Source organism: Streptococcus mitis (genome assembly GCF_946188685.1).
Taxonomy (GTDB): domain Bacteria; phylum Bacillota; class Bacilli; order Lactobacillales; family Streptococcaceae; genus Streptococcus; species Streptococcus mitis_CC.
Map to the genome: position 1 here is coordinate 193,740 of NZ_CAMHWH010000003.1, position 22,626 is coordinate 216,365.

The 22,626-nt window shown below is 40.0% G+C and carries 28 protein-coding genes and 2 pseudogenes; all 30 read right to left on the bottom strand.

Annotation, left to right across the window (positions count from 1 at the left end):
* Positions 1 to 134: 134 nt before the first annotated feature.
* Positions 135 to 872: a DUF3553 domain-containing protein gene (locus N8N51_RS04245; protein ID WP_261103623.1), complete on the bottom strand. Its 738-nt coding sequence runs from the start codon at positions 870 to 872 to the stop codon at positions 135 to 137.
* A gap of 138 nt (positions 873 to 1,010) precedes the next feature.
* A complete protein-coding gene (locus N8N51_RS04250) occupies positions 1,011 to 1,166 on the bottom strand; it encodes a hypothetical protein (protein WP_261103624.1) in 156 nt (51 codons plus the stop codon).
* A gap of 183 nt (positions 1,167 to 1,349) precedes the next feature.
* Positions 1,350 to 2,237, bottom strand: coding sequence for a peptidoglycan amidohydrolase family protein (locus N8N51_RS04255; protein ID WP_261103625.1), 888 nt, complete (start codon positions 2,235 to 2,237; stop codon positions 1,350 to 1,352).
* Positions 2,238 to 2,239: 2 nt separating this feature from the next.
* On the bottom strand, positions 2,240 to 2,497 hold the full coding sequence (locus tag N8N51_RS04260; RefSeq protein ID WP_084865369.1) for a phage holin: 258 nt from the start codon (positions 2,495 to 2,497) through the stop codon (positions 2,240 to 2,242).
* A gap of 17 nt (positions 2,498 to 2,514) precedes the next feature.
* Positions 2,515 to 3,018, bottom strand: coding sequence for a hypothetical protein (locus N8N51_RS04265; RefSeq protein WP_261103626.1), 504 nt, complete (start codon positions 3,016 to 3,018; stop codon positions 2,515 to 2,517).
* A gap of 229 nt (positions 3,019 to 3,247) precedes the next feature.
* Positions 3,248 to 3,568 carry a hypothetical protein gene (locus tag N8N51_RS04270; RefSeq protein ID WP_261103627.1) on the bottom strand — a complete coding sequence of 107 codons (321 nt, stop codon included), beginning with the start codon at positions 3,566 to 3,568 and terminating at the stop codon, positions 3,248 to 3,250.
* 6 nt (positions 3,569 to 3,574) lie between these two features.
* Positions 3,575 to 4,054 carry a hypothetical protein gene (locus tag N8N51_RS04275; protein WP_261103628.1) on the bottom strand — a complete coding sequence of 160 codons (480 nt, stop codon included), beginning with the start codon at positions 4,052 to 4,054 and terminating at the stop codon, positions 3,575 to 3,577.
* On the bottom strand, positions 4,038 to 4,505 hold the full coding sequence (locus N8N51_RS04280; protein ID WP_261103629.1) for a hypothetical protein: 468 nt from the start codon (positions 4,503 to 4,505) through the stop codon (positions 4,038 to 4,040). The genes N8N51_RS04275 and N8N51_RS04280 overlap by 17 nt, the downstream gene beginning before the upstream one ends.
* 12 nt (positions 4,506 to 4,517) lie before the next feature.
* Complete coding sequence (locus N8N51_RS04285; protein WP_261103631.1) at positions 4,518 to 5,264, bottom strand: hypothetical protein; 747 nt, start codon at positions 5,262 to 5,264, stop codon at positions 4,518 to 4,520.
* Positions 5,264 to 5,467, bottom strand: a complete 204-nt coding sequence (locus N8N51_RS04290) for a hypothetical protein (RefSeq protein ID WP_261103632.1) — start codon at positions 5,465 to 5,467, stop codon at positions 5,264 to 5,266. Before N8N51_RS04290 ends, N8N51_RS04285 begins: the two co-directional genes overlap by 1 nt.
* Positions 5,460 to 6,395, bottom strand: a pseudogene (locus N8N51_RS10550) (tail fiber domain-containing protein); the annotation flags it as partial. The pseudogene N8N51_RS10550 and the gene N8N51_RS04290, both read right to left, overlap by 8 nt.
* 108 nt (positions 6,396 to 6,503) lie before the next feature.
* Positions 6,504 to 6,911 (bottom strand): annotated as a pseudogene (locus tag N8N51_RS10555) (gp58-like family protein); the annotation flags it as partial.
* Positions 6,912 to 6,914: 3 nt separating this feature from the next.
* Positions 6,915 to 7,286, bottom strand: a complete 372-nt coding sequence (locus N8N51_RS04305; RefSeq protein ID WP_261103637.1) for a hypothetical protein — start codon at positions 7,284 to 7,286, stop codon at positions 6,915 to 6,917.
* 8 nt (positions 7,287 to 7,294) lie between these two features.
* Positions 7,295 to 8,077: a collagen-like protein gene (locus tag N8N51_RS10470; protein WP_314725844.1), complete on the bottom strand. Its 783-nt coding sequence runs from the start codon at positions 8,075 to 8,077 to the stop codon at positions 7,295 to 7,297.
* Positions 8,074 to 9,912 (bottom strand): phage tail spike protein, encoded by a 1,839-nt coding sequence (locus N8N51_RS04315; RefSeq protein WP_261103638.1) that lies wholly within the window; start codon positions 9,910 to 9,912, stop codon positions 8,074 to 8,076. The genes N8N51_RS10470 and N8N51_RS04315 overlap by 4 nt, the downstream gene beginning before the upstream one ends.
* Entirely contained in the window at positions 9,912 to 10,634 is a 723-nt protein-coding gene (locus N8N51_RS04320) for a phage tail protein (protein WP_261103639.1), read from the bottom strand. The genes N8N51_RS04315 and N8N51_RS04320 overlap by 1 nt, the downstream gene beginning before the upstream one ends.
* The gene (locus N8N51_RS04325) at positions 10,631 to 13,369 is read right to left on the bottom strand and encodes a phage tail tape measure protein (protein WP_261103640.1); all 2,739 of its coding nucleotides are present in this window, start codon (positions 13,367 to 13,369) and stop codon (positions 10,631 to 10,633) included. Before N8N51_RS04325 ends, N8N51_RS04320 begins: the two co-directional genes overlap by 4 nt.
* Positions 13,370 to 13,555: 186 nt before the next feature.
* Entirely contained in the window at positions 13,556 to 14,032 is a 477-nt protein-coding gene (locus N8N51_RS04330; protein WP_261103641.1) for a hypothetical protein, read from the bottom strand.
* A 1-nt stretch (position 14,033) separates the two neighbouring features.
* On the bottom strand, positions 14,034 to 14,702 hold the full coding sequence (locus N8N51_RS04335) for a phage tail protein (protein WP_261103642.1): 669 nt from the start codon (positions 14,700 to 14,702) through the stop codon (positions 14,034 to 14,036).
* A 13-nt stretch (positions 14,703 to 14,715) separates the two neighbouring features.
* Entirely contained in the window at positions 14,716 to 15,060 is a 345-nt protein-coding gene (locus N8N51_RS04340; protein WP_000534622.1) for an HK97 gp10 family phage protein, read from the bottom strand.
* The gene (locus N8N51_RS04345) at positions 15,047 to 15,394 is read right to left on the bottom strand and encodes a hypothetical protein (protein ID WP_261103643.1); all 348 of its coding nucleotides are present in this window, start codon (positions 15,392 to 15,394) and stop codon (positions 15,047 to 15,049) included. The genes N8N51_RS04340 and N8N51_RS04345 overlap by 14 nt, the downstream gene beginning before the upstream one ends.
* Positions 15,394 to 15,699 carry a head-tail adaptor protein gene (locus tag N8N51_RS04350; protein WP_050253678.1) on the bottom strand — a complete coding sequence of 102 codons (306 nt, stop codon included), beginning with the start codon at positions 15,697 to 15,699 and terminating at the stop codon, positions 15,394 to 15,396. Before N8N51_RS04350 ends, N8N51_RS04345 begins: the two co-directional genes overlap by 1 nt.
* A gap of 2 nt (positions 15,700 to 15,701) precedes the next feature.
* Positions 15,702 to 16,031 carry a phage head-tail connector protein gene (locus tag N8N51_RS04355; RefSeq protein ID WP_050253679.1) on the bottom strand — a complete coding sequence of 110 codons (330 nt, stop codon included), beginning with the start codon at positions 16,029 to 16,031 and terminating at the stop codon, positions 15,702 to 15,704.
* Between the two features lie 25 nt (positions 16,032 to 16,056).
* A complete protein-coding gene (locus N8N51_RS04360; protein WP_261103644.1) occupies positions 16,057 to 17,310 on the bottom strand; it encodes a phage major capsid protein in 1,254 nt (417 codons plus the stop codon).
* Positions 17,311 to 17,324: 14 nt separating this feature from the next.
* On the bottom strand, positions 17,325 to 17,867 hold the full coding sequence (locus N8N51_RS04365) for an HK97 family phage prohead protease (protein WP_050253681.1): 543 nt from the start codon (positions 17,865 to 17,867) through the stop codon (positions 17,325 to 17,327).
* 46 nt (positions 17,868 to 17,913) lie between these two features.
* On the bottom strand, positions 17,914 to 19,056 hold the full coding sequence (locus N8N51_RS04370) for a phage portal protein (RefSeq protein WP_261103645.1): 1,143 nt from the start codon (positions 19,054 to 19,056) through the stop codon (positions 17,914 to 17,916).
* Between the two features lie 8 nt (positions 19,057 to 19,064).
* Positions 19,065 to 20,777, bottom strand: a complete 1,713-nt coding sequence (locus N8N51_RS04375; RefSeq protein ID WP_261103646.1) for a terminase TerL endonuclease subunit — start codon at positions 20,775 to 20,777, stop codon at positions 19,065 to 19,067.
* On the bottom strand, positions 20,770 to 21,255 hold the full coding sequence (locus N8N51_RS04380) for a hypothetical protein (RefSeq protein ID WP_000601030.1): 486 nt from the start codon (positions 21,253 to 21,255) through the stop codon (positions 20,770 to 20,772). Before N8N51_RS04380 ends, N8N51_RS04375 begins: the two co-directional genes overlap by 8 nt.
* 142 nt (positions 21,256 to 21,397) lie before the next feature.
* Entirely contained in the window at positions 21,398 to 21,718 is a 321-nt protein-coding gene (locus N8N51_RS10475; RefSeq protein ID WP_314725897.1) for an HNH endonuclease signature motif containing protein, read from the bottom strand.
* 264 nt (positions 21,719 to 21,982) lie between these two features.
* The gene (locus N8N51_RS04390; RefSeq protein WP_001028147.1) at positions 21,983 to 22,525 is read right to left on the bottom strand and encodes a site-specific integrase; all 543 of its coding nucleotides are present in this window, start codon (positions 22,523 to 22,525) and stop codon (positions 21,983 to 21,985) included.
* Positions 22,526 to 22,626: the final 101 nt, after the last annotated feature.

The window sequence follows — 22,626 nt, forward strand, 5'->3', positions numbered from 1 at the left end:
GTAAATTATCAATGGAGCCGGTGGGAGTCTTAGGAATCTTATTATAATAGAGGTTGAGCGATTTGTTGTATCCTTTTGTGTATCCATCGAAAAAAATGGCTAAAATAACGGTTCCTGCTTATACCCAAAGTTGATTAAAATTCTAAGAGATTGCTTTCTACGACTGCCTCAAGTGCTAGAGATTTTCTCCCTTTATCTACAAAATCAATAGTGATTGTATTGTCTTTGATTTCTGTTACTTTACCAGTTCCAAATGATGGATGTTTAACTGTTGAACCTACAACGTCTTTGTGAGACTCAATCCATTCCTTGACTTTCTCATTTTCTTCTTGCTCTTGAAGAAGACCTGACTGTTTCATCAATTCAACTACCTTAAAATACCCGTTTAAATAAGTTCGTTTGAAATCAGAACCTGTAGATAATTCTGAGCGTTTTACAGGTTCACCCAAGCCTAGCATTAGCTGAATAGCTTTCAAAATGACATCATCAGAGACGTTGCGACTATCAAGCTGCCCAGCAACGGCGTCACCATAAACACCGTAGAAATGGCCATCTTCGCCATCATGTCCATAAATATCCATGATGTTACTTGTACCAAGATTGCAATAAACTGCTCCAGCTTCGTTTACAATAGCATATGCTACATCGTTATTTTTAATTTCTTCAAGTAGTTGTTTTGCGTTTTCCATTTCTAGCTCCTCTACATAATTTGTTAATTTGATAGCATTTTCTAAACTCATTTTTTCGATTGGAGTTTTGCCTGTGACCCATCTACTGATTGTAGTGTCACTAATTCCAGTAGCTTTAGAAATTCTATAAGCCGTTACCGTCTTTAGTAATTTTTGAATTTTGTTAAAATCTGCTTTACTCATTTTTTATTATCTCCTGAATACCAAGCAATAGCGATCGCCAAAATTGCTACAAATAAAATAATTTTCATCTTGATTTTTCTCTAACTTTCTTATACAATGAAAGGTAAGGAGAGCTTTCGCTCTCTTACCCTTTAGCGATTATCTCTTCCTGCGTCTGGTAAACTTGGGAGCGATTTTCGCTTTTTTATTTTGCTCTTTTAGTACCTTGTACCAAGAGCGACTCTCTTTTGAGATTGCTACTGCAATCCCTATCGCAACTGTGACCCTTGCTAGCCACTCGTCTATGTTGTCCATTTGTATCACCTCCTTACATTATTTATTATACCGCATTACAATGCGGTAGTCAAGTGTTTTAACAAAGAATTTTAAACTTTTTTTATTTTAGAAAGTACTTTCAGAGCAAACAAAAAAACCGCAAGCTCAGGCTTGCGGTGAAAGAACATTTTGGAAAGTTTCCTTTCTATTTATTTTTTAAAATTATTTAGTCGTAATCAAGCCTTCTGGCTCCACTGTGAATTCTGGCTTATCTGCCATTGTCCCGTCTGGTTTGATGTAGTACCAACCTGTTCCGTCTGCGGACTGTACGAAAGCATTTGATACCATAGTACCTTCTTTACCGTCTAGGTAGTACCAAGTGTCCTTGTACTTGACCCATCCTGTCTTCATGGCGCCTTCTACGTCGAAGTAGTACCACTTCTCAGCGATTTTCTTCCAACCTGTGGCCATTGCCCCTGAACCGTCGAACCAGTACCAGTTACCGTCTGAGTGCTTCTTCCAACGGTCTGCAAGCATATAGCCTGAGCCGTCAAAGTAGTACCAAGTGCCTTCAATCTTCTCAAACTTATCTTTTGGATAAGAGCCGTCTTCTTTAACGTACCAGTAGCCCGTATCATTCTTCTGCCAGCCTCGTTTAACTTCTGCAGGTTGTGCGTCCGCGTTCGCTAAACGATAAACATAATAGTAAGGACGTCCAGCGTATAGCCAGATATCGTCGTGGTCGTTGACCGTGATACCATCATAGCGATAGTTACAGTGGATGATGTTGTTTTCATCCACAAACATACCCGTGTGTCCACCAGCGCCACTAGAATATCCGCGACGGCCCCAGATGAAGATATCCCCACGTTGAGCGTCCCAAGGTGTGTTCTCTGCAATAAGGGTATATCCATTATCCATTAACCACTGGTGTTCATATTCAGTATTTACGGCCCAACCTGCTGAAATTGCCCCAGCACTCATGAGAGAGTAGTAAATCGAACTAGAGCAGTCGTAAGAATCAGGACCATCTCTCAAATCCATTGAGTAAGAAACCTTACCTTCACGCTCTTTCATCCAGCCAATTGCAGTTTCAATATTCACTGTCATTCTTATTCCTCACTTGGTTTCTTGTATTCTAGAGCTCGTGTGCTGTCTGTGATTCCGCTTGTTGTTGGGTCGTTGACCAAACCGATAGCGGTCAAGAATACGAAGACCGCATTGACAAGCAGAATCAACTTGTTGCCGATATCGCCCAAATCTAGATGATATCCAAAGACTGCTGCACCAGCTTGCAAGACAAGCAAGAAGGCTGGAATGGCGGTCAGCCAAAAGAATTTATTTTGTAATCGTAGTTTCCAGTTAATCATGTATGTTTTCCTTTCTTTTACGGTAATTTTGTAGGCCAAGGCTCATCTGTCAAGTATGAGATAGCGCTCACACGAATATCTCCAATATCTCGGTTAGTTGGGATGTCTTCGTTAAATGTGAATTGAATGAAATTAGAGTCAGATTTACCACCTAAATACCAAATACCATATGGTATACCCTTATCGTCATAAGTTGGTCCTACAAGCGAAGTTTCACTTCTAAAACCTTCGGGAATACCGCCACTACCAATGACTTTAACGCCTTTATCGCCTGTACTATTGTGCCGAACAAAACCTTTACCGTTTCTTCTCACAATACCAAACCAACCGTACTGAAGACCTCCGAAGTTATAAGTGACAAGATTGTTAACCCTTCTAATTTTAATAAATGAACTTTTATCGCCGATTATTAATTTTGAAACTGAATTTAACGTCCTCCAACCAGTATCACCAATCAGCACACGCCAGCCTGTGTTATCGTTCCCTTTTTCTTTTATCCATTTCAGAGCGCCGTTCGTCACGTTGACATCTACATAGGTTGTTCCGATTTCGGCTGTGATACGCCCCTCTGGTGAGCCTGTACCACGGATTTCCTGTCCTACGTTATCTGGTAGCGGTAGGGTGACATTATTACCCCCAGCGATGCCGAGGGTATTGCCTGTTAATGTCAGCCTTGGTTCAGGCTTTTGATTCAGGGTTTTAACTCACGACCGACTGCTTGAGCAAATTCCTCAAAATTGCTCATAACAATCACGCTTTCGCTGCGTTATAAGTTGAGACAAGGTCGAGGTTTGCAAATTCATCAATACGACGACCGAGGTCGGCCAATTTTTGAACGACTGCACCTTCAGTATCACCACTCATGCTTGAAATCATCGTAGCAATCTCTTTCAGTGTGTCAAGATTTTCAGGAACACCGTCACCTAAAATCTCAGCTTTCACTGCGGTTTTTGCCTGCTCAATAGCTTGCGTTAACGTAGCGCTGTCAATCTTTGTATCGATTAACTGCTTCAGCGCTTTGTGATCCACTCCCAATGCTTGAGCGAATGCGATCCATTTACTTGTATCCATAATTTTTTACACCTTCCCAAGATTATAATACGTGAGCAAATCAGGAATTTCCTGACTTGCTGTGCCATCGCTACCTACAGTTTTTCCTGCAAGCTGCTTCTTAACTTCTTCTGCAATATCCAACTCTTTGAGAGCGTGGATTTCATTTGTGACCAGATTCTTATCCGATTTTGTGATTCTAATTTGAGTCGAGTCGTCGCTTGGGAATGTATATCCCCCCACTGATACCTCGATTTGATATAAGCCAGCAGGTAAAATCATACCTAGATTAAAAGTAACTGCACCATTTGTCACGACTGCTGTTTTGCGTAATTGCTCCTTGCCTCTTGTCAACGTGATAGATGCCTCTTGTCCTTCAAGATGTGGAATCGGCTCATGATTTTCGTCAAGTAAAGAAAAGGTGAATGTGGAAGCCACATCGCCTTGCTTGACTAAAAATCCACCGTCAACTTGTTTGAGATTCGTTGAATTACGAACATAAGTCATTCTGCGCTCCTTTCTCATCTTCGACTAAGATGTCGTCCCTGATTTGCAACGCCTCAAAATTATTGTACAAGTGGTCAATGTAGCCATTACCACCCAAAGCCTTGTAGCTGTTGTGCATGTTTTCGACTACATAGAACTCATCTTTAGTTGTAAAACCACGACGGATAGCTCTACGAATGTCACGATCGAGGTGCGTCCTCATCGTTACAAGGTGCGCATCGTCGTGTAGTTTTAGCTTTGCCTGTACTTCGTCAATTTTGGCGTTGTTCTCATCAGTAGTAATCTGGACATCTTTGATTTGTTTCTTGACTTCACTTAACTCTGAAATGATTTGGTCTGTCTGTTCCTTTGATTTCTTCGGCAGTTTGTAGCTAAGCCAAGCGATAATAATCGGTGAAGCTACTGGTAGCACGTTCATGAAGAAATGCTCTGTTGATTGTAAGACGTCCATAAAGCACCTCCACTATTGGTTAGGTGTAACTGTTGTAGTAGGAGGTTCTGCAGTTGTAGGTGCCACGGTAGCTGTCGTAGAAACTGTAGCTACTGGTGCGACATTCGTAGGCTCATTTTGTTCTTTAGGCTCGTACTTCCATGCTGCGCCATATCCATCACGTTCAAGACGTCCATTACGAATAAAGTCGCTTGCAGGCTCTCCATTATAAGTAAATTCACGGTTAAGTTGTACTAGAACCCTCTTACCTTCACCATCCAACTCAACGTGCTCTGGGTCTTCGATGGTAATCAAATCACCTGGCATATAGTGTTTACCTACTTCAGCTGATTGAATTAAATCAACTAAAACTTTATAAGCTGTTCCGTACTGAAGCAATTTTTCTGTTATCAACGTTAAAACTAATGCGTAGCTAACTTTGCCGTAGTGGTCGCTTTCAGTCTTGTTCTGCTTAACTGCTTGATCTGTGGCCGTCTGCTTAGCTTCGGCTTGTGCCAATTTCTGTTCAGTCTCTTGAAGCTTAACGTGAGTTTCTTCTAACTTAGCCTGAGCCTGTACAAGAGCACTCGTCGGATCAAGTTCCGTACGAATGAAGTTCAAAACTGCTTTAATCAGCACTTCTTCATTATCATGCGTGCGATTGCCTGGCAATTCCACACGCTCATAGCTATAGCGCCCAGGTTCTTCTTTCTCAATCGTTACGATTGTGACGTTTTTCTCCCCTTTTAAAATAGGGCTTCCTGTTAATTTGTAAGTCATTAGTTAGTTCCTTTCATTTTAGCGTGAGTTTCTTCAAATAGTTCTTTAAGTGCTGGGTCATATTCCAGTACGGCTTTAAAAGCCTGCAATTCGGCCAAAGCCAGCGTATAATGTGCCTCTAAATACGCACGACCCAATTCGCCTTCTCCCAAGCGGTTAGCGAGTGACTCAGCGACTAACTTGTCGATTGTGTTGTTATCCATGTATGTTCTCCAATTCTTTGATTTTCTGGTCTAATTCTTGGACAGCCTTCAGCAAGTAGGGTACAAATTTTGAGTAGTTGATAGAAAGATAAGATGTTACTTCATCTATTTCAACTGCATGAGGGACTACTTTCTGTACTTCCTGCGCAATCAAACCAACTTCTTCATATTTCTGGCTCTCAATAAAATCAAAAGAGACCATATTCAACGCTTGGATTTTATCCAAGGCATTAACTGGACTCTCTTTAATATTTTCTTTCAATCGTATATCTGAACTCGAAGTAATACCTGCATAGCCTCTCCATTTTGCTGTAGTGATTTGATTCCACCAGACGACGGCATTCTCTCCTCCAGCTGGATTTGACCCAGCACCATAAACATCTGCATTTCCTGTCCAGATACCTTTGGTAGCATTAATCCTGCTGTAGAAATTAACGTTTGTAGAGCCAGAAAAGTCAACTTTTCCATAAAAACTAACTGTATTCTTACAATACATCTGCCCATCTGTGTCCACATGCCAAGAGTTCGGTCCTGCTTGGTTCCAGTTATTGCCCCAATTGGCCCAGAAAGCTGTCTTAGTACCGCCACCAGCTCCATTCCCCATACCAACAGAGAATTGGTTCACTCCAGAAATCCAGCGTCCGCCTCCGTTGTCAAATTGACCTAAGGTGAAACCTCCAATTTCGCCTTGATAGGCTTGTAAGAAGGTTGAGCTAGATACAACTGACTCAATCTTGGTTGTGAAGATTTCCTTAGAAGTCAGCTTGTCAATCAAGGCATCTCTAGCGGTCAGGTTCTTGATTAAGGCATCATCTACGCTGATTTTATCGCCTGTGATGGCACCAGCTTGGATATGTTCAGCAGCGACAGAACCAGCGGCCATCTTCCTAGCTGTTACAGCACCATCTACCAACATATCTGACTGTACTCGAACGTGCGGAGCGATGATATCAACGCCTCTAGGACTTGCGGAAATGGTAGAGGCTAACTGTTCACCCGTTAAGGTAGTAGAGCCGATGGTCACACCTTCCGATGTCACTTGTACCCTCGCACTGTTAGCAGCGTCTCGTACTTCCTGCCTGATTTCTTTAGCCGTCTGAGCAATAGCGCTCTTGACATTGGTATCAAAGAACTGAGTCAGCGCCCCTTGATTATTCTGCTGGATTTTGCCCCACAGGGTGCTGTGTGGGTCTCTCAATTCCAGCTCTATTGAGCGCATGTCCTTGAAGAGACCTGACAGGGTACGTTGTGTGACAGTAGGCTCCACGAAGCTAGTAGGGAAATCACCCTGCTCAAGCTGGATATCCGTCAGCACCGTATCACCCACACAACCCATATGGTGCAGTTTCAGCAGTTCATCTCGTGTACGTGGCTGGAAAACCTTGTAATATCGCCCATCGTGCTCAAGAGCAGGCGAACGAACATTTTGAATGGTAATATCCATTTGTCACCTCCATACTGAGTAAAACTTCATAGAAGTTTCTCCATTTGAAGAATTAAAATCCCTCTTTGCTTTCTCAAAATCTTCAGTATTTCTGAAACGGGCTTTAATGTGGGTGTTACCATAACCTCGTTCTAGTGTTACTGGAATAACATTTGATTCAGTTTTACCGATGAAACGAACTTCGTCAATAGAATAGTTACTGAAACCAAATCTATAATCATAGATATTCATTACACTTTCTCCATAACTTGGAGACGCAATAACAAATTTTGAAAAAAGTTCTAAAACTCGTATTCTTTTTTCCCAAACCAACCGTGTTCCTACATAACGCTGGATAATTTCCTTGCCACCCACGTAAATTCCTTCTCTAGCCATACTACCTCCTACGAACTACTATAAATGTCATAGATAGTATTACTATCCTTGTTGGCAATCGCGTCATATTGAGACCTTGTACCAGACCAATATTTCATTGGTTGACCGCCGTTCTGGTTGATGATGTTTTGACCAGGCGCTCCATCTGCTCCTCTAGCGCCATCAGCGCCTCGTGCACCAGCTGGACCTGTTGCACCGTCGCTAACATTGTCAAGCCGTGTGCTAGCAGCTGCTTTTATTCCGTTGTACGTTACAACGATATAGACCTCAAGCCAGCCTCCTGAACGTTGAGAGGCGTTCCACTGAGCAAATTTACCGTTCGCGTCAGGCGTTTGGCTCAGCAAACTTTGCCAGTTATTGTTCCCAAAACCACGGTAGTAATAATCAACAGTATAGCCATTGGTTAAACGCGTTCCGTCATAGTAGACGTCTGCGATTAAATTCAACTGACTAGTCGCACCATTTCGATAGCTTCCCTCGATACGAACATTCGCATTTAAGCTATGACCGTTATCGCCTCGTAAGCCCTCTCTCTGCTGACTCGTCAGGTTCTCGAATCGCATAACACCGTCTGCTCCTCGTGGTCCTGTTTCCCCACGTTCGCCACGGTCTCCTTTAGGTCCTGTTAGATATTGCAATGCTGAAAATCGGTCACGGCCATTTCCGACCTTGACCTTGCCTGTATCACTCTCAACGCCTAACTCGCCATCGAGCAAGACCAGAGTGCTACTTGCCCAGTCGCTCGCTGACATACGCTTGTGTTGTACCCTCACTGGGATTGTCTCTGTCATGTTCTACCTCCGTCAAAAATAAAAGTTGGGTTCTCACTCCAACTTCCCTCATATCTAGCATTTTGCCCGTCAGCAACCGTCTTATAGACTGGCGCTAGTTCAATCCGTCTTGTCTGATTGTCAATCGTCACAGACTGCTCTACATTCTGATACCAGTCGCCTGAGAATGTCAGACGATAGGCACCGTAGTAGACCGCCAAGACCTGCTCCTCTTTCTGGGTTAGGTCTTTATCAATCGCTGGCATGACCTCATTAGCAGGCGCCAAATGAACGTGTCCACCATAGAACGGATTCTTATTGACTACCACAGTCACATCAGTCTTACCGTAAGGTGTACAGGTAGCTGACCAACTGATAACGTATTTCTTACCAACTTCAAAACCTTCACCGTTATGCCCTACTTCCACAAAGTCCGTTCCATAGCTAATTTTCTTAGCCGTGCCACCATTCAAGCGGTTCTTATTGTACTGGGTATTCCCGTCACCGCCAATCAAGCTAGCATTGACCCTTGCAGTCTCACTGACCTGTTCCAGTTTCTTACTCAGTTCAGCGATTGAGTCAGCGCCACTCATCAATTCCTCACGGATACGCTTCACGAACTCAGGGCGCTCTTTTTCCATTTCTTCATGGATCTTGGCGCCCATTTCTTCAGCTTTGGCCTTGTACTGCTCGATGGCATCCGTGATGTTTTTTTCATGCTTGGCAAATTCAGCATCAAAGGCACGGTTGGCGTTGGCGATCGCACGTTCCAGCATAATGTCAAATTTTGTTTCTTGCTTGTCCAAAATCGCATTTGCTACTGCTGTCACTCCGCCACCATCTCCTCCTGATTTCACTTTGTCATCAAAGGTAATGGTTAGATAGGCTCCCTGTCCGTTGTTTGCTAAACAGTCGTACTCATAGGCAATTGCTTTCTTATAAACGTCCACATTGTGCTTATAACTTTTCAGGTTAACTATATCGCCCATGTGGACGGTCTGCCCATCAAGTTCATAGGCTTCTATCTTAATGGCATCTGTAGCCTTATCTATGTGTTCGTTAGTAAATTTAGCACTAGCCCACTTTGTCAACTCCTCAACGGTCTGAATGTTGTTATTTGTATAACTTCTTTCGTTGATGTAAGGGTAGGCACCAATTAACGGACTATCAACCGTTATGGCAATCGTTGTATCTTCCTTGGCACCCTCTGCCTTAAATGTAGAGTTGGCGTGAATCCGAGTAACAACATTTTGTGAGTTTTTGGTTCGTTGATAGGATTTTAGGTTTTTGTGGGTAGAGATGATAACACCTCTGTCCTCTCCTCGGTTTCGCTTAATTGAGATAGCGAAATTATCCCGAACCATCTCTCCTTCCCATGTTCCCACGATTGAGTGAGCGCCATCCATTAACACGCTGTAGAGTGTTTCTACTTCTTTTGTGTTGATGGTGCGCCTATCCGTGATATCGCTGGTAAATGAAAAATCATTGATAGGAGACTTAGCAACTTGTACCAATTGAGAAAGAGCCTGCCAGCAACTTTGCTTGTTGACAGACAGAGGATTGATAGACCGCTGCATGACATCATCAGTGATATGATAAGCAGTGATTTCTAAATGATCATCATTCTCTACTGGCTTTTTGATGCGGAACAACTGCGGACCAATCACAGGCGCTGGTGCTTTAATCAACATATCTTCACGGAAAAGCTGATAAATCTCAGAGTCCGTGATAGGGTAGCGAACAGTGAGGATAAAATCCCCGTTCATTTGCTCTTTTATGATTGCTGAAGTCGCTTCGTGTAGTGGAATACCGTTCCATTTAACATTACGAGTATCGCTTTCAAGCAAATATAGCATTATGCCCACCCCCAAACCGTTTCGATTTCAAGCGTTTGAATACCTGGACCTAAAACAACACCAACATTCTGCACTTTCGCTGGATCAACTGTGATAAAATCCCCTGACCATTTCACTGGTTTTCCTGTTGTTGTCTTAAAACTAGGATTATCAGGATTGTTGACCATCACAAGCGGCTCAGCAAGCCTTTCAAGACGAATGACCTGACCAGCAATTGTAAACGAAGTCTCAGCAGCGCTCTGGCCAATGATTGTGATTTTAGGAAAAGCAAGAGCAGAACCTTGCACGGTTAAAGTTCCACTTCTTGTCAATCTCTGTGTATCGGAGCCTTTAAAGTATTTGGTAGGGTGACATGTGAATTTTACATCCACCGTCCATGCACCAAAATCATCTTTAATAATTTTGAAATCATCCACTTTATAGCACCAATATTTCACGCTTGGCTCTTGTTCATTCTCCAACCAAAATTTTTCACGATTTAACAGAGAAGAAAAGCGGTATAAGTCTTCATCCGTTGGGTTAATCAAGCTGATGTGGTAGCTTTTTTCAATCAACCTACGATGCCTATTTGATTGAACAATTGCACCACTGATTCCATCATGTTCTAAAAGACTAGTTTTTGAGGAGGATACGATGACTTGTGGTCGTGTTTCAACCAGAATCTCACATTTAAATGATGATGTTTTCACTCCGTCGATGGTTAACTCATTAATTTTTGTCATGCGAAACCTCCTCTCAAATTAGTTTTTCTTTGTAGTTCTTCAGCAATACGTGTTCCGACTACGTCAGCTAGTCTATTCAAATCTGCTTCTTCTCGGATGGTCACTCCTGAAAAGTTGACATTGATGCTATTCGATGTGTTCATCGTATTAGCAATACTTTGTCCAATGGCACCAAGAGTTGACTTATTGAGTGGAAGGATTGCTTCTGCACCAGCTTCTCCACCAACCATTGCTCTATTTCCATTCATTCCAAATAAAGTCGGCTTGGTCAAGATACCACCCTTGGCATACCACTCTACGCCAATACTTGGCAACCCGTTACTCAACCAGTCAACTGGGTTAAGAGATCCTGAAATACTAAAGTGTGGTAGAGGGATATGAGGCCATCTAAATTCAAAGTTAAAGAATCCCTTAATAGCTTCAATTGCACTACCTACCGCATCTTTAGCACCGTTAATAGCATTTGAAACAGTTGATTTGATAGAGTTCCAAATATTGCTAGCAGTGGATAAGATACCATCAAAAATTCCTGAAATCGTGCTACTCAAATTATTAAACAAATTTGACCCAGTTGAGACCAGGTCAGACCATAAATTGGAAAGGGTAGAAGTAAAACTTGACCACAGAGACTGAGCTCCTGAAATCAAACTTGAGAAAATATTGGACAAGGTGCTAGTAAAGCTAGACCACAAAGACTGTCCCGTTGAGACTACTGAAGACCAAATTTCAGAAAGCCAAGCAGTGAAATTTGACCACGCTGTAGTAGCAGTCGTGACAATATTAGTCCACAATTCAGAGAGCCAAGCGGCGCAAGCGTCCCAAGTCGACTGAAGCCATTCGGATATAGCCCCCCAGTTCATGATGGCCTGAATGATGAGTGTAATAGCGGCAATAGCAGCAACTATTGCCGCTATTACAATTCCAACAGGCGCACCTATTGCACCTATAGCAATGACTAGCGGTGCTATTGCACCAAGCAGTAGCATTACAGCAGTTGTAACGAGGCCAAGAATCACGATAGTCTGTTGATCAGTTTCATTTAAGCTGGTAAACCAATTGACAGCAGATTCAAGTATGCCCATCAAAGGTTCTAAAGCTGGTATAACAGTCTCAAGTAATTTGCCACCTACCTCAGCAAGTCCTTCTTTCGCTTTGTTGGAATAGGTTGTTAGTTTATCAATAGGATCTATTGTTTCATCAAATGTTGTTGCTACAGTTCCTGATGAGGATTTAGCTGCTTCAGCTAAATCATTAAAACTAAACGCCCCCCGTTTGATAGCATCTACCATACGTGGTGCAGCCTTGCTCCCAAAAACTTCCGAAGCAATACTCAAAGCTTTTGTTTCACTAGTTGAATTCTGTATTGCATTGACAGTCTCGTTCAATCCATCCGTCAAGGACTTCCCGTCTTTGGCATAGTTTACTGCAGCTTTTGAAAGAGAAGATAAAGCCGCAGAAGAGTCAATCCCACTTTTTTCAAATCTACCAATTAATGTCGCCCCCTCTTCAAAAGATAAGCCTAGCATCTTAATCTGAGGAGCTCCATCAATTGCTTTTTGAAAGATGGAGTCATAAGATTGACCAGTATCCTGGCCGACCTTTGTTACTGAGTCCAATACTCTCGCTAGATCCTCATTAGATAAACCGTAAGCATCAATTGCTTTCTTGGCATTTATTGCTGAATTTGAAATATCTTCTCCAGTTATTTTCGAATATTTCAATAGGTACTCTGCTGCAGATTGCAAAGTATCACCAGTAAGTCCAAATTGTGTATTTAACTCACCAACTGCGTCAGCAGATTCTTGAAATGTAGCCGATGGTAATGATGTAGCAATTCCTTTTGCAATTTCCTGAAGTCCTAACAAGGCTTCGCCAGTAAGTCCAGTCTTCGTCGTAACAGTATCCATCGCTTCGTCGATTTCAGACCATGCATCTACTGTTTTTTTACCAGCATCAACCATTTTTTGACCTAGTTGTCCTGCCTTTTCAGCAACGTTCATCATTACATCGGCTTTTAAGTATCCTGTAGCTTCCTTGATGTTTCCTGTTGCTGAACGGCTCGAATCCCCTAGATTCCCCATGGCTTTATCTATCTTTAACACCTCAACTTCTGCTTGCCCAATTTCATTTTGAAGTTGTCGCCATTCCTCTGTTCCGATTTTTTCCTTTCCTAATTCCTCTTGTTTCCGTTTCAACTCCTGGACCTTATCCTTGGCTAATGAAGATTGTTTACCTAATAACTTCATTTTTTCTTCGGACAATTCTACATTTTTAGGATCTAATTCAAGCTTCTGGTTGACGATATCAAGTTCTTTTGCAACATTGTTGATTTCTTTGTTGAGATTTAAAATAGACTTTGGATTTCCTACATCTTCGATATGTTTTTTGGTTGAATTCATTGCCTGGTCAACAACCTTCATCTGTGATTCAACTTTAGAAATTTCAAGTTGAAGCTTATTCCACTGTGCTGACCCAACTTCGGATTCTCCCAGTGCCTTTTGTTGCTTTTTGAGTTCAGCAATTTTCATAGCACCAACACGAGCTTGTTCCTGTAAGTTGAGCAACTTACGATTCAGCAAGTCGACATTGTCTGGATCCATCTTCAATTGTTTATTGATGTTGTTGAAATCTTTTTTCAAACTAGATAAAGCATTATTGATACCTTTTACAGATCTGTCAAATTCAACAGTATTGGCACCAAATTTGACATATAAGCCTTCAAATGTTTCAGCCATAGATTTCCTCCTTTCAGTTTTAGTCAGACATTACATTTAGTAATTCTGCGTTTGATAAAGTTTTCTTCTCATTTTCATTGATACTCATCTGATGTAGTGTCCCCATCAGATAATTAAAGTGTTGACTTTCTGCCCAAAAAACATCCATCCGATTTTCAAAAACAACCTTATAAATTTTTTCAGAAGTTATGACTTCTGTTGAGGCTTTTTTCTATCTTGAGGAACCTTTGCTCTACTTCGGTTAAATTCATAAAAGAGGTCTGAGAAAAAACCAATATCGATCAAATCCCCAAACCAAGGAGCAAGAGAGGCTGTTTCAGCAGTCAGCTCATTCTGTACCAAGCGACCATTCTCAACCTCACCGTACAGACAAGGGATGACTTCAGTTAGGAAGTTCATGAAATCTGGCTCCATAAGTAATGGCATTAGTTTGACTTTTTCTTCATCAGTTAAATCAGATAAGCTACCATTTGCACCAGTTACAAGGGCAAGCTGTGTGTAAGCTGTGAGTGCTTTTTGGTTGTCATCAAAGAAGTTGCGACCTGTTCGCTGTTCATACATCTTGATAGCTGGTAAAGAATAAAGAAAGCGCACTGTTTCAGTGTGCTCTCTTTCTTCACCATAACTATCAAACGCTGTGAATGATAGTTCTTTTTTAATCATTTTAGCCTCCTGGCACGATGGCTGTTGTTCCTAAAGCTTCATTGATAAAATCAATCAATTTCGTTGGGGTACTTGAAGCGAACAATTTATCAAATTTAGCACGGACAACACCCTTGTCTGTATCACGCCATACAATTTCTGAAACAGGTTTTTTATCTGAATCTAGAATGAAATTGTTAGGTGACGCAGTACATGGAATTTCGATTTCTTTTGGTGTAGCAGAACTTTCATCTGTTGTAGTGCTGCCTTTTGGAGCTGATGCTTTTACATTGGTCCAGATGTGGAACTCCTCAACCTCAGAACCAAACTCATCTGTAACCGTTTCAGCATATCCCCAAATGAAATTCGCATTCACACCAGTATCGATGAGCGCTGGAGGAATTGAATTTGTCAGCTTTTTCCCCAAGTGATCAATCATGAATTGTTTAGGAATTTGATAAGTCGTGATGGATCCCTCAGTTGATTTCTTACCTTGAAGACGAACGTGCTCCACATTGTCTGCGTAGTATGCCTTTGATTCTTGTGAAGTTTCAAAAGATGTTTTTCGCAAGCCTGTAAATGGGAATGGTGTTTTTAGATCGAGTGCGCCAGATTCTGTTTTTGAAATCTTAGCAAAGAATCCCATGGCATTACCATGAGTAATCTCTCGTGTGTCATATTTATAAGTCATTGTGACTCCTTCCTTAATTTGGTCTGATTTTTATTGATTTCATATTATTGAGAAAGATTTCTTTATTTTTGAGATAAGCTGGTCTGATGTGTTCTTGAGGTGCTACAAATCCACCATTTTTTGTTGCATGCCCATTTTCTAACAAGTGAGCAAGCGACTTCTCTTTCCCGTTGTTATATACTACAGCGATATCTTCAATGGTCTCGTGAGTCCATCCTTTTTCATATACTCCGTTTCTTCTAGGACTTCCGTCTCTAATATCTCCAGCGGTGCTTTTTCCTGCTTTTTCTATGATTTCTAAAACTTGATTCTGTATATCGATTTTTAATGTTTTCACATTAACGCTACCACTTCCCACTTGTGAATACCTCGATTCTGTAGGTTGTAAGTAAGTAATCTGTATCAGGCTGTTTTAGATTCAACTGACTAGGTTCACACATAAAATTAGACAGCATCAATTCCTCAATGCTGTCTAGTTTCTTCTTGTGATAGTGACTGATTTGAATAGTCACTTTTCTCATGTGTACTGTGTCATCAGCAGTAATACTACTACTCGGAGTTAAACGATAGTAAAGAATAACGTTGTCAGGAGAGGACTTTTCCTCACGTTCCATATAGAACACTTTTGATTTTAAAGTGTTTTTTTCTAGGATTTCTTGAATTTCTTGCCTGGTGAAGAACTTCTTAGCCATTATTTCAATTCTCCTAATTCAATTATCGTGTAGTGGCCATCATCAGATTCAGTTCCAACATTTACCTTGTACTCTTTCCCTTTGTACTTCACGTAGTCTAAGGAATCTGTCACATAGTTAGAACGTATCCGAAATCTTGCTGTCAAAACTTGACCATCTGCCAAAGCTTTATCAAGCCTACGTTGGTAGATTTTCTCTTTTTCAGCTTTGACTTTCTTTTCTACAACTTGTTTTTCAAAAACACCTTTTTCGACCTCTGTACGCTTATCGTAACAAAGGATGATTGATACTCTAGATGATTTCATGATTAAACTCCGTAAATAGCTTTTAATTGATAGAGAATATTTGTCAATTCTTCATCAATCCAGCTCATTGTTGTTGAGTTTCCTGTCATCAAGGATTTATCAAATCTCTGAACACATCTCAAATGTAACCAATCTAAAATTGTTTCTTTATCATCCTCTTCAATCTCATCCCATTCTGTCAATTCGCTTTCTTTATCAATGCGAGTGATAGGAATGTTGTTTCTCGTTAGATATGAAATCCCACTATTTATGTAGCTTAAAAGTTGAGTGTCAAAGATTTCTTCTTCGACATCAACTTCAACCATTTCTTTAATTTGATTAAGGATTGTCATTTTAGACTCCCCTTTCTATTTAAAATCAACCTTTTGTGAATTTCACAGCTGATTTGTACTGACCAAGTCGGCCACCAAGCACGCTAGCAAGTTCGATATGACGGCGATTCATCGTTACATCATAGTCTTCAAAGCGATCAGCAGAGACATCATCACCAATCATCTTATAAGCCTTGTCAGCAAATGCGATAATTGGGTTAGTCGCATCTTCCATCCAGTCATAGACATATACTTGGTAACCAGCAATGACATTTCCTGTTTGTGAAATTGGTGCGAATGGTTGTGGATCAATGTAGCGTTTTTCGCCATCCTTAACCATTTTAAGTTTACGGGCAATGGTTTTTGAAGTTACCAAAATTGGAGTTGTATTTGCAGCAAGTTTATCAATCCCTTTGACGAGGGTTTCTAAAACAGTACTGTCAAATTCCCCGTCAACACTGATTTCTTGTGTATCAAATAGTTGAGCAAGTGTTTCTTCTGCAATAGATTTAATTTCAGTGATTTTGTCATCATCATCACTATTTTTACCATCGCCGATAACAACAGCACGTTCAACTGCACGGATAAAGCCTTGGGCTAATTCATTCATCACATAGTTGAAGTAAGCACCTGTTGTATCCTTCTTCAAGTCAGCATACTCAAAACTGTACTTGATGTAGACAGCTGCAGAGTTGATTGTATAATCGATAAATACAAAAGATTCATCTTTCTTTGTTTTGCCATTCTGATGGCCTTTAGCTTTTGCTTTTTGCATTTGAAGTGAAATACGTACTGCATAACGAGGATCTTTGGTTACATGGTTCAGGATACCGTCGTAATCATTAAATGCATTTTGGATTGCAATCAATACTGGTTCAGGTAAGATTTTGCCAACATCAGTTACACCTTTTTCAACCAGATTTGCTTCCCACGCTTTGCGGGCACTGTTTGAGCTGCCTTCGTTATCCATGAGGATTCGAGCGAAATCAAGTGCAGCTTCTTTTGTTTTTAAGTATTCCATTTGTGTCTTGCCTTTCTGTACTTCCTTGATAGATTTAGCAGCTTTATTGAGATTGTCTTCTTTTTCTTCAATTTCAATATCTAACTTAGAAATTGTGTTCTTGAGTTCCTTTGCTTTGGATGCCAATTCTTCTGCATCTGATTTCAACTGTGCAAGTTCTTCTTCTCCAATAGTTGCTGACTTCAATTTCTCTTCGATTGAAGCTTTTTTTAATTTGACCTCAGATAACTCATCTGCATGTTTTTGTCGTTCTTCCATCAATTCGACTAGTGTTTTCATTTTTTTCTCCTTTTTTAAATCGTTGCAAGTTTACTCATGATATCTTGCTTCATGTTCGCCTGAGCGATTCGCTTGTCAACCACAGACATATCAAATCCCTTAATATTATCAACGGTTGCTTGAGGATTGGCTGGCACGGTCACGACAGATATTTCAAAGATTTCAACTTCTTTAAAAATCCATCCACCGTAAGGTTGCTTAGCGTCAACTGGCTCATAATCATTAATAAAAAATCCAATGCTCAGACTATCCAGTGCCCCCATCTTCATGAGGTCATAGGTTTTCTTAGCTTCTGGATCACTTAGATTGAATGTCGACCGTGTTCGCAGACCTTTTTCATCTACCGACAGCTCATGCTTACCGATGACACGATTGCGATCATGGTTTAAGCACATAGGTACGACAGCTTTAGTCTTCAGAGTGTTATCAAAACACCCCTTGGCCATCACATCGCCGTCTCTGTCGGTATTGCCATAAGTGGAGGCATAAGCCTCAAAATGAAAGTCAGCTGACTCTTCCTCAACTGACTTAACGACAAAGGTTTTTAACTTTTCCATAGCCTACCTCCTTTCTTAAAATTTCTGCCAACCGCCCACCCTATTTTTAATTACCTTCGCTCGGTTCGATACGGACTGCATTTAGATTAGTTTCGAATACTTCTCCACCTTCATATCCTGGAAGCCCTAGATAGGTTTCACGGAATTCATTTGAATTCATCAAACCTGCGTATTTAGATTTAAATCCACCTTCAACGAGATCCTTGAATGAAATCATGTCAGCCATATCGAAGAAGACCAAGAGCTTGTTCCCCTGTGTCCTTGCCGTCTTCGTGAAATATTTTCTATTAATTTCTTCAGAGAATACACGTTGATATAATTTCATGACGCTAGAATAGTAAGCTCTATATTGTTCTTCTGTATAGTCACAAGTAAACAATTTTTCATTAATCCCATGAGCATGATAAAGTTGTGATTTCAGAAACTCCATCTCTTCTTTAGAAGCGGTTGAGTAATCTTTGTTTAATTCCATAAAATCCTCACCTTGCTCAAGATAGGCAATGCCACCATTTTCAGCAAGTTCCATCATGATATCAACTCGACTCTTAGCTTGTTTCTTCAAATGTTCATCTGCTGCTTTAGTTGGTAGTTTTAAGAATCCTCTCAACTTTGAATTCCCTCTGCCTAACTTCTCGGTTAACGCATCAAGGTTGATATCAATTAATTCTGTGATTTGGTTTAGTTGACTTGTCACGTTTAATTTAGGATTCTCAAAAACCCAGACATCGCTAAGAGGTAGCTCAATCTCTACATCATCAATCATGATTTCAACTCTCTCTGCAGTCCATGATATTGTTTTCTTTGCAAGCCAAATTTCAATCAGTCGACCATTTTCCCAACGTGGAACAACGACTGCAACACCATCTTTCAGCATAGCTCTTGTTACATTTGCCCAAAACACAACTGGTATTTCAAGAGGATTTGGAGAGAAAGATAAAACATTTGCAAGATCACTATTTTCAAACCACTCCATCTTATCAACTCCTGTCGGATTTCGAGTGATTCTCACATGCTTAAATCGAACTTGTGCAGTATCTGTTGAAATCTTATTGTAGATATTATCTAAGTAAATCGAATTTCTTCTCCAATAATTCAAATTTCTTTGTAAATAGGTCCTTGTGGATTTTCTATTACTTGGTCTGAAAATTCTAGCAAAGACCTCTCTTAAATTATTTATATATTTATTCATTCTTCACCTCAATCAAAATAATAACTCAAGTCTTCCTTGAAATTTTCGTAGCAGATAAAAGCATCTAACTGACTAGCAAATACGTCAATCTTTTCTTTTGCCTTTTCTTTATTTGGAAATACATTGTTATTCGCATCGATCTTGACACGAACATTTGCATGGTTCCAAGTTGCCACAGGATCGTCAAAGATGATTTTCCCCATCTTAGCTTTTTCTTTATACACTTTTAAAGGATTGGATAAGCTCTTGACCGTTTGTGGAATGTCGTGACATATATCTCCGTAGTAGGCATTAATTAAGCGGATAAGCTCTTTTACATTCCAGCGGTCATATCCGACTGCAACTGGTAAGATTCTATTCTCGCTCATAAACTGCCTTAACTCCTCAAAGATATAGGCTTGGTCATTGTAGTCCAACTCATGAACATGAAGCTGTCCACTAAGCTCCCACTCAGCGTATTTGTCCCTCAGTTCTTTCGGAAGTCCTTCAATCGTATGACGTGGCATGAATTTCTTGTTCAAATACTGACGCTCTTCGCCACGCACGACCATAAATGAGACCGAACAAATATCATTGACATCCGACAAGTCAACACCAAGCACACAGCGAGCACTCCGCTCCTCATTTCCGACAAACAAACTCTTATCAAACTTATCTGACCAACCCTTACACTCTTCATTACTGAAGTAAGCAAGATAGTTATTAACAGGGAGATTAAATGTTTTAGCCATTAGCTCAGCCTGTTGTGCTGGATCATTCTTGCTCATTTCAATATCCTTGGCAATCGTCTCCTTCTCAGTCGTTATACCGAGTAAAGGCATAGCTTTCTGCCACATATCTGGATTGTGAATTTCAGAAACATCATCCAGCTGATAAATCCAAGGCATGACCGAATCATTGATAATCTTTTCATCAAGAATATCTACCCAGATGTTGTAATACTTATCAAAAAGCTTGTCCCGTTTCGTCCCATTGGTGGAGATGTACCATGTTATCCAATTTTTTCGCTTACGACTCGAACCATCATTCACAACCTTGATGAAGTCATCATCATAAGTGTGCACTTCATCAAAAATATTGTAGTGAGCATTAGTACCATCAAGGCTTTCATAGTCAGAAGTCTTGATTGACATAAGACTATTAGTTGTCTCGTACAAGATACCTTGTTTAGTTGACCGTAGTATGTCAGCTTCACGCATATAGTGTAGCAAGCTCTCTTCGTTCGACAGCATAGCTCTAGAAGCATTAAACAGATAGCCAGCTTGTTCACGACTGTAAGCTAGAAGCTGAATATCAGCACCCCACTCACCGTCAATAATCTGACCAACCTCACCAATGGCAGAACCAAGGGTGGTTTTTCCTGTACCACGAGGTACAATAATAGGCACCTCATGAATGAGACGCCTTTCTTCAAAATCTTTATATTCTTCAAGTGTATCGGGATCTGTTTTTGTAACTTCAACTGTATGATAAAAACCCCACGTTGTTTCTAGCCAGACCTTCTGAGGTAAGGCCAAACGTAACTTTCCAGCAAGACCTTTAGTGTTGCTGCACTCTTCCTCAATGAACTCAATCCGTTTGTCAGCTTCTTCTTGTTTGAAGATGTATTGCTCCTTGTACCTCTCTACTCGTTTAATCGACTTCATCGTAAGTTCACAAACACGAATCTTCCCTGAGTAGACCAGCTGAGCATATTTATCAAAATATCTCATCTCAACCATATCGAGCCAACTTCTCCTGAATCATTTCTTTGAGACTATCACCCTGTGGACTTTGCTTTTCAATCGTTGACATAATCTGCATGTTTAGCTTTTGATACTTTTCCATTCCATCAAGTAGATACTTATCAGGTAACTCACCATCATTGATAACTTTATTGATTTCCAGCTGAAAGTTTTCAATCACTTTTTGATTATGATTGTATTGAGTTTTTAAATTTTTCAAACCTACTGAATCATTGTCATTGATTTCAAGCATTTTTTCTTTTGGAATCAACTTGAAAGTCTTACGAGATAGTTCAACACGTTCTTCTCTTGTATACTTTTGCCGTTGATTTGCCAGCTTTTCTAACTCTTTGAATTGACTTTTTGTGATATTCGACCGAGTTTCTTCAAATATGCCTAGCTTTTTTCGATACCTGGTGAGGGTAGCACGACTTATTCCTAGCTTTTCTAAAACTTCATTGATTTTCAAAATCATGCTCCTTTCTTGTATCAATTTTCGTCATTTTTGGGGGAGAGGTATATAAGAGGATTGACACCGTTATTATTTTTTGTGTGTGAAAATTTTAAATAGGGGGGATCTGATAAAAAACAAAAATAAAAAAACAAAAATAAAAAAATCAAAATAAATTAATATTCCGATTTTCTAAATTTAAATTTATTTTACTTTGAAATGTTTTTGTATTATGACACTCGAGACAAAGTAATTGCAGATTATCTTCGTTGAGAGTAATAGACTCATCTTGATAATTAGTTTCATCGATCTCTATGATATGGTCGACAATGCTCTTGCTATGAATTAAACGTCCACACATATCGCAGCGCATACGCTTTGTTTTTCTGATTCTATTTCTCAGAGTTCTCCAAGGTTTCGAGTTATAGAACCTAATCTGCCAAGCTCTGAACCAGTCTGAGTGTTTAGGATTTTTAAAATAAGCCATCGCCTACACCACTCCTTCAACTTCTGGATTTTCACATGATACAAATATATCAGATTCATTTTGTCAATTCTATATCTTTTTTTGACAAGATTTATTTTTGAGTTTTGAATTTATGTAAAATATCTCTGTTGAATTAGTTATATCTTATATTTTATCCAATTTTGTTTCACGCTCAAAAACTAATGCGGACAATGCTTCAGGCCCTATTCAAAATATAAACTAGAAACTTCCTCGTTATGGATAGTTGAAAAAATCAAAAAAATATTAGAGGCTAAAATTACTCATCTTAGTATCAAGTTCATCTTGCCTTACACAAATATAAATTAGTGTGACTGCTGGACTTGAATGATTGAATAATGACATCAAGTCTGCAACGTTCTTGTACTTCTTGTAGTAATGATAGCCAAATGTTTTTCGCATCGTGTGAGTTCCGACATTATCAATGCCTAAGTCTTCAGCAGCTCTTTTAAGAAACCAGTATACCGTCTTATAGCTAAGTGCCTTGTTCTTTCCAACACGACTCTGAAATAGATACTCATGTAGTTCTTTATCTTTGACAAATTCCCTCAATTCATTCTTGAGTGGTCTTGTCATTTTGATGCTCTTATATTTCCCCGTTTTCTGTTCCCTAACTTTAATGTGCCAACCTTGAACATCTTTAACCTTTAGTTTGAGAATATCGCCAACACGAAAACCTGTATTGATTCCCAAAAGAAATAACATATAATACTTTTCATTCCAAGATGATAGATAATCCTTCATGGCTTGGATATCATCCTTGTCTCTTAATGGTTCAACAATATTCATAGTTTTGCTCCTTTCAAAAAAAATAAAGCACTAAGATTTTCTCAGTGCTTTGGATAGTATCAATCTATCATTTTCTTTTTGTCAATGCTATACTTTTTTTT

Bases quoted from the DNA above. Each gene is read 5' to 3' on its own strand.
- N8N51_RS04245 (WP_261103623.1), bottom strand. From the start codon at position 872: ATGAGTAAAGCAGATTTTAACAAAATTCAAAAATTACTAAAGACGGTA.
- N8N51_RS04250 (WP_261103624.1), bottom strand. From the start codon at position 1,166: ATGGACAACATAGACGAGTGGCTAGCAAGGGTCACAGTTGCGATAGGG.
- N8N51_RS04255 (WP_261103625.1), bottom strand. From the start codon at position 2,237: ATGACAGTGAATATTGAAACTGCAATTGGCTGGATGAAAGAGCGTGAA.
- N8N51_RS04260 (WP_084865369.1), bottom strand. From the start codon at position 2,497: ATGATTAACTGGAAACTACGATTACAAAATAAATTCTTTTGGCTGACC.
- N8N51_RS04270 (WP_261103627.1), bottom strand. From the start codon at position 3,568: ATGGATACAAGTAAATGGATCGCATTCGCTCAAGCATTGGGAGTGGAT.
- N8N51_RS04275 (WP_261103628.1), bottom strand. From the start codon at position 4,054: ATGACTTATGTTCGTAATTCAACGAATCTCAAACAAGTTGACGGTGGA.
- N8N51_RS04280 (WP_261103629.1), bottom strand. From the start codon at position 4,505: ATGGACGTCTTACAATCAACAGAGCATTTCTTCATGAACGTGCTACCA.
- N8N51_RS04285 (WP_261103631.1), bottom strand. From the start codon at position 5,264: ATGACTTACAAATTAACAGGAAGCCCTATTTTAAAAGGGGAGAAAAAC.
- N8N51_RS04290 (WP_261103632.1), bottom strand. From the start codon at position 5,467: ATGGATAACAACACAATCGACAAGTTAGTCGCTGAGTCACTCGCTAAC.
- N8N51_RS04305 (WP_261103637.1), bottom strand. From the start codon at position 7,286: ATGGCTAGAGAAGGAATTTACGTGGGTGGCAAGGAAATTATCCAGCGT.
- N8N51_RS10470 (WP_314725844.1), bottom strand. From the start codon at position 8,077: ATGACAGAGACAATCCCAGTGAGGGTACAACACAAGCGTATGTCAGCG.
- N8N51_RS04315 (WP_261103638.1), bottom strand. From the start codon at position 9,912: ATGCTATATTTGCTTGAAAGCGATACTCGTAATGTTAAATGGAACGGT.
- N8N51_RS04320 (WP_261103639.1), bottom strand. From the start codon at position 10,634: ATGACAAAAATTAATGAGTTAACCATCGACGGAGTGAAAACATCATCA.
- N8N51_RS04325 (WP_261103640.1), bottom strand. From the start codon at position 13,369: ATGGCTGAAACATTTGAAGGCTTATATGTCAAATTTGGTGCCAATACT.
- N8N51_RS04330 (WP_261103641.1), bottom strand. From the start codon at position 14,032: ATGATTAAAAAAGAACTATCATTCACAGCGTTTGATAGTTATGGTGAA.
- N8N51_RS04335 (WP_261103642.1), bottom strand. From the start codon at position 14,702: ATGACTTATAAATATGACACACGAGAGATTACTCATGGTAATGCCATG.
- N8N51_RS04345 (WP_261103643.1), bottom strand. From the start codon at position 15,394: ATGGCTAAGAAGTTCTTCACCAGGCAAGAAATTCAAGAAATCCTAGAA.
- N8N51_RS04350 (WP_050253678.1), bottom strand. From the start codon at position 15,699: ATGAAATCATCTAGAGTATCAATCATCCTTTGTTACGATAAGCGTACA.
- N8N51_RS04355 (WP_050253679.1), bottom strand. From the start codon at position 16,031: ATGACAATCCTTAATCAAATTAAAGAAATGGTTGAAGTTGATGTCGAA.
- N8N51_RS04360 (WP_261103644.1), bottom strand. From the start codon at position 17,310: ATGAAAACACTAGTCGAATTGATGGAAGAACGACAAAAACATGCAGAT.
- N8N51_RS04365 (WP_050253681.1), bottom strand. From the start codon at position 17,867: ATGGAAAAGTTAAAAACCTTTGTCGTTAAGTCAGTTGAGGAAGAGTCA.
- N8N51_RS04370 (WP_261103645.1), bottom strand. From the start codon at position 19,056: ATGAATAAATATATAAATAATTTAAGAGAGGTCTTTGCTAGAATTTTC.
- N8N51_RS04375 (WP_261103646.1), bottom strand. From the start codon at position 20,777: ATGGTTGAGATGAGATATTTTGATAAATATGCTCAGCTGGTCTACTCA.
- N8N51_RS04380 (WP_000601030.1), bottom strand. From the start codon at position 21,255: ATGATTTTGAAAATCAATGAAGTTTTAGAAAAGCTAGGAATAAGTCGT.
- N8N51_RS10475 (WP_314725897.1), bottom strand. From the start codon at position 21,718: ATGGCTTATTTTAAAAATCCTAAACACTCAGACTGGTTCAGAGCTTGG.
- N8N51_RS04390 (WP_001028147.1), bottom strand. From the start codon at position 22,525: ATGAATATTGTTGAACCATTAAGAGACAAGGATGATATCCAAGCCATG.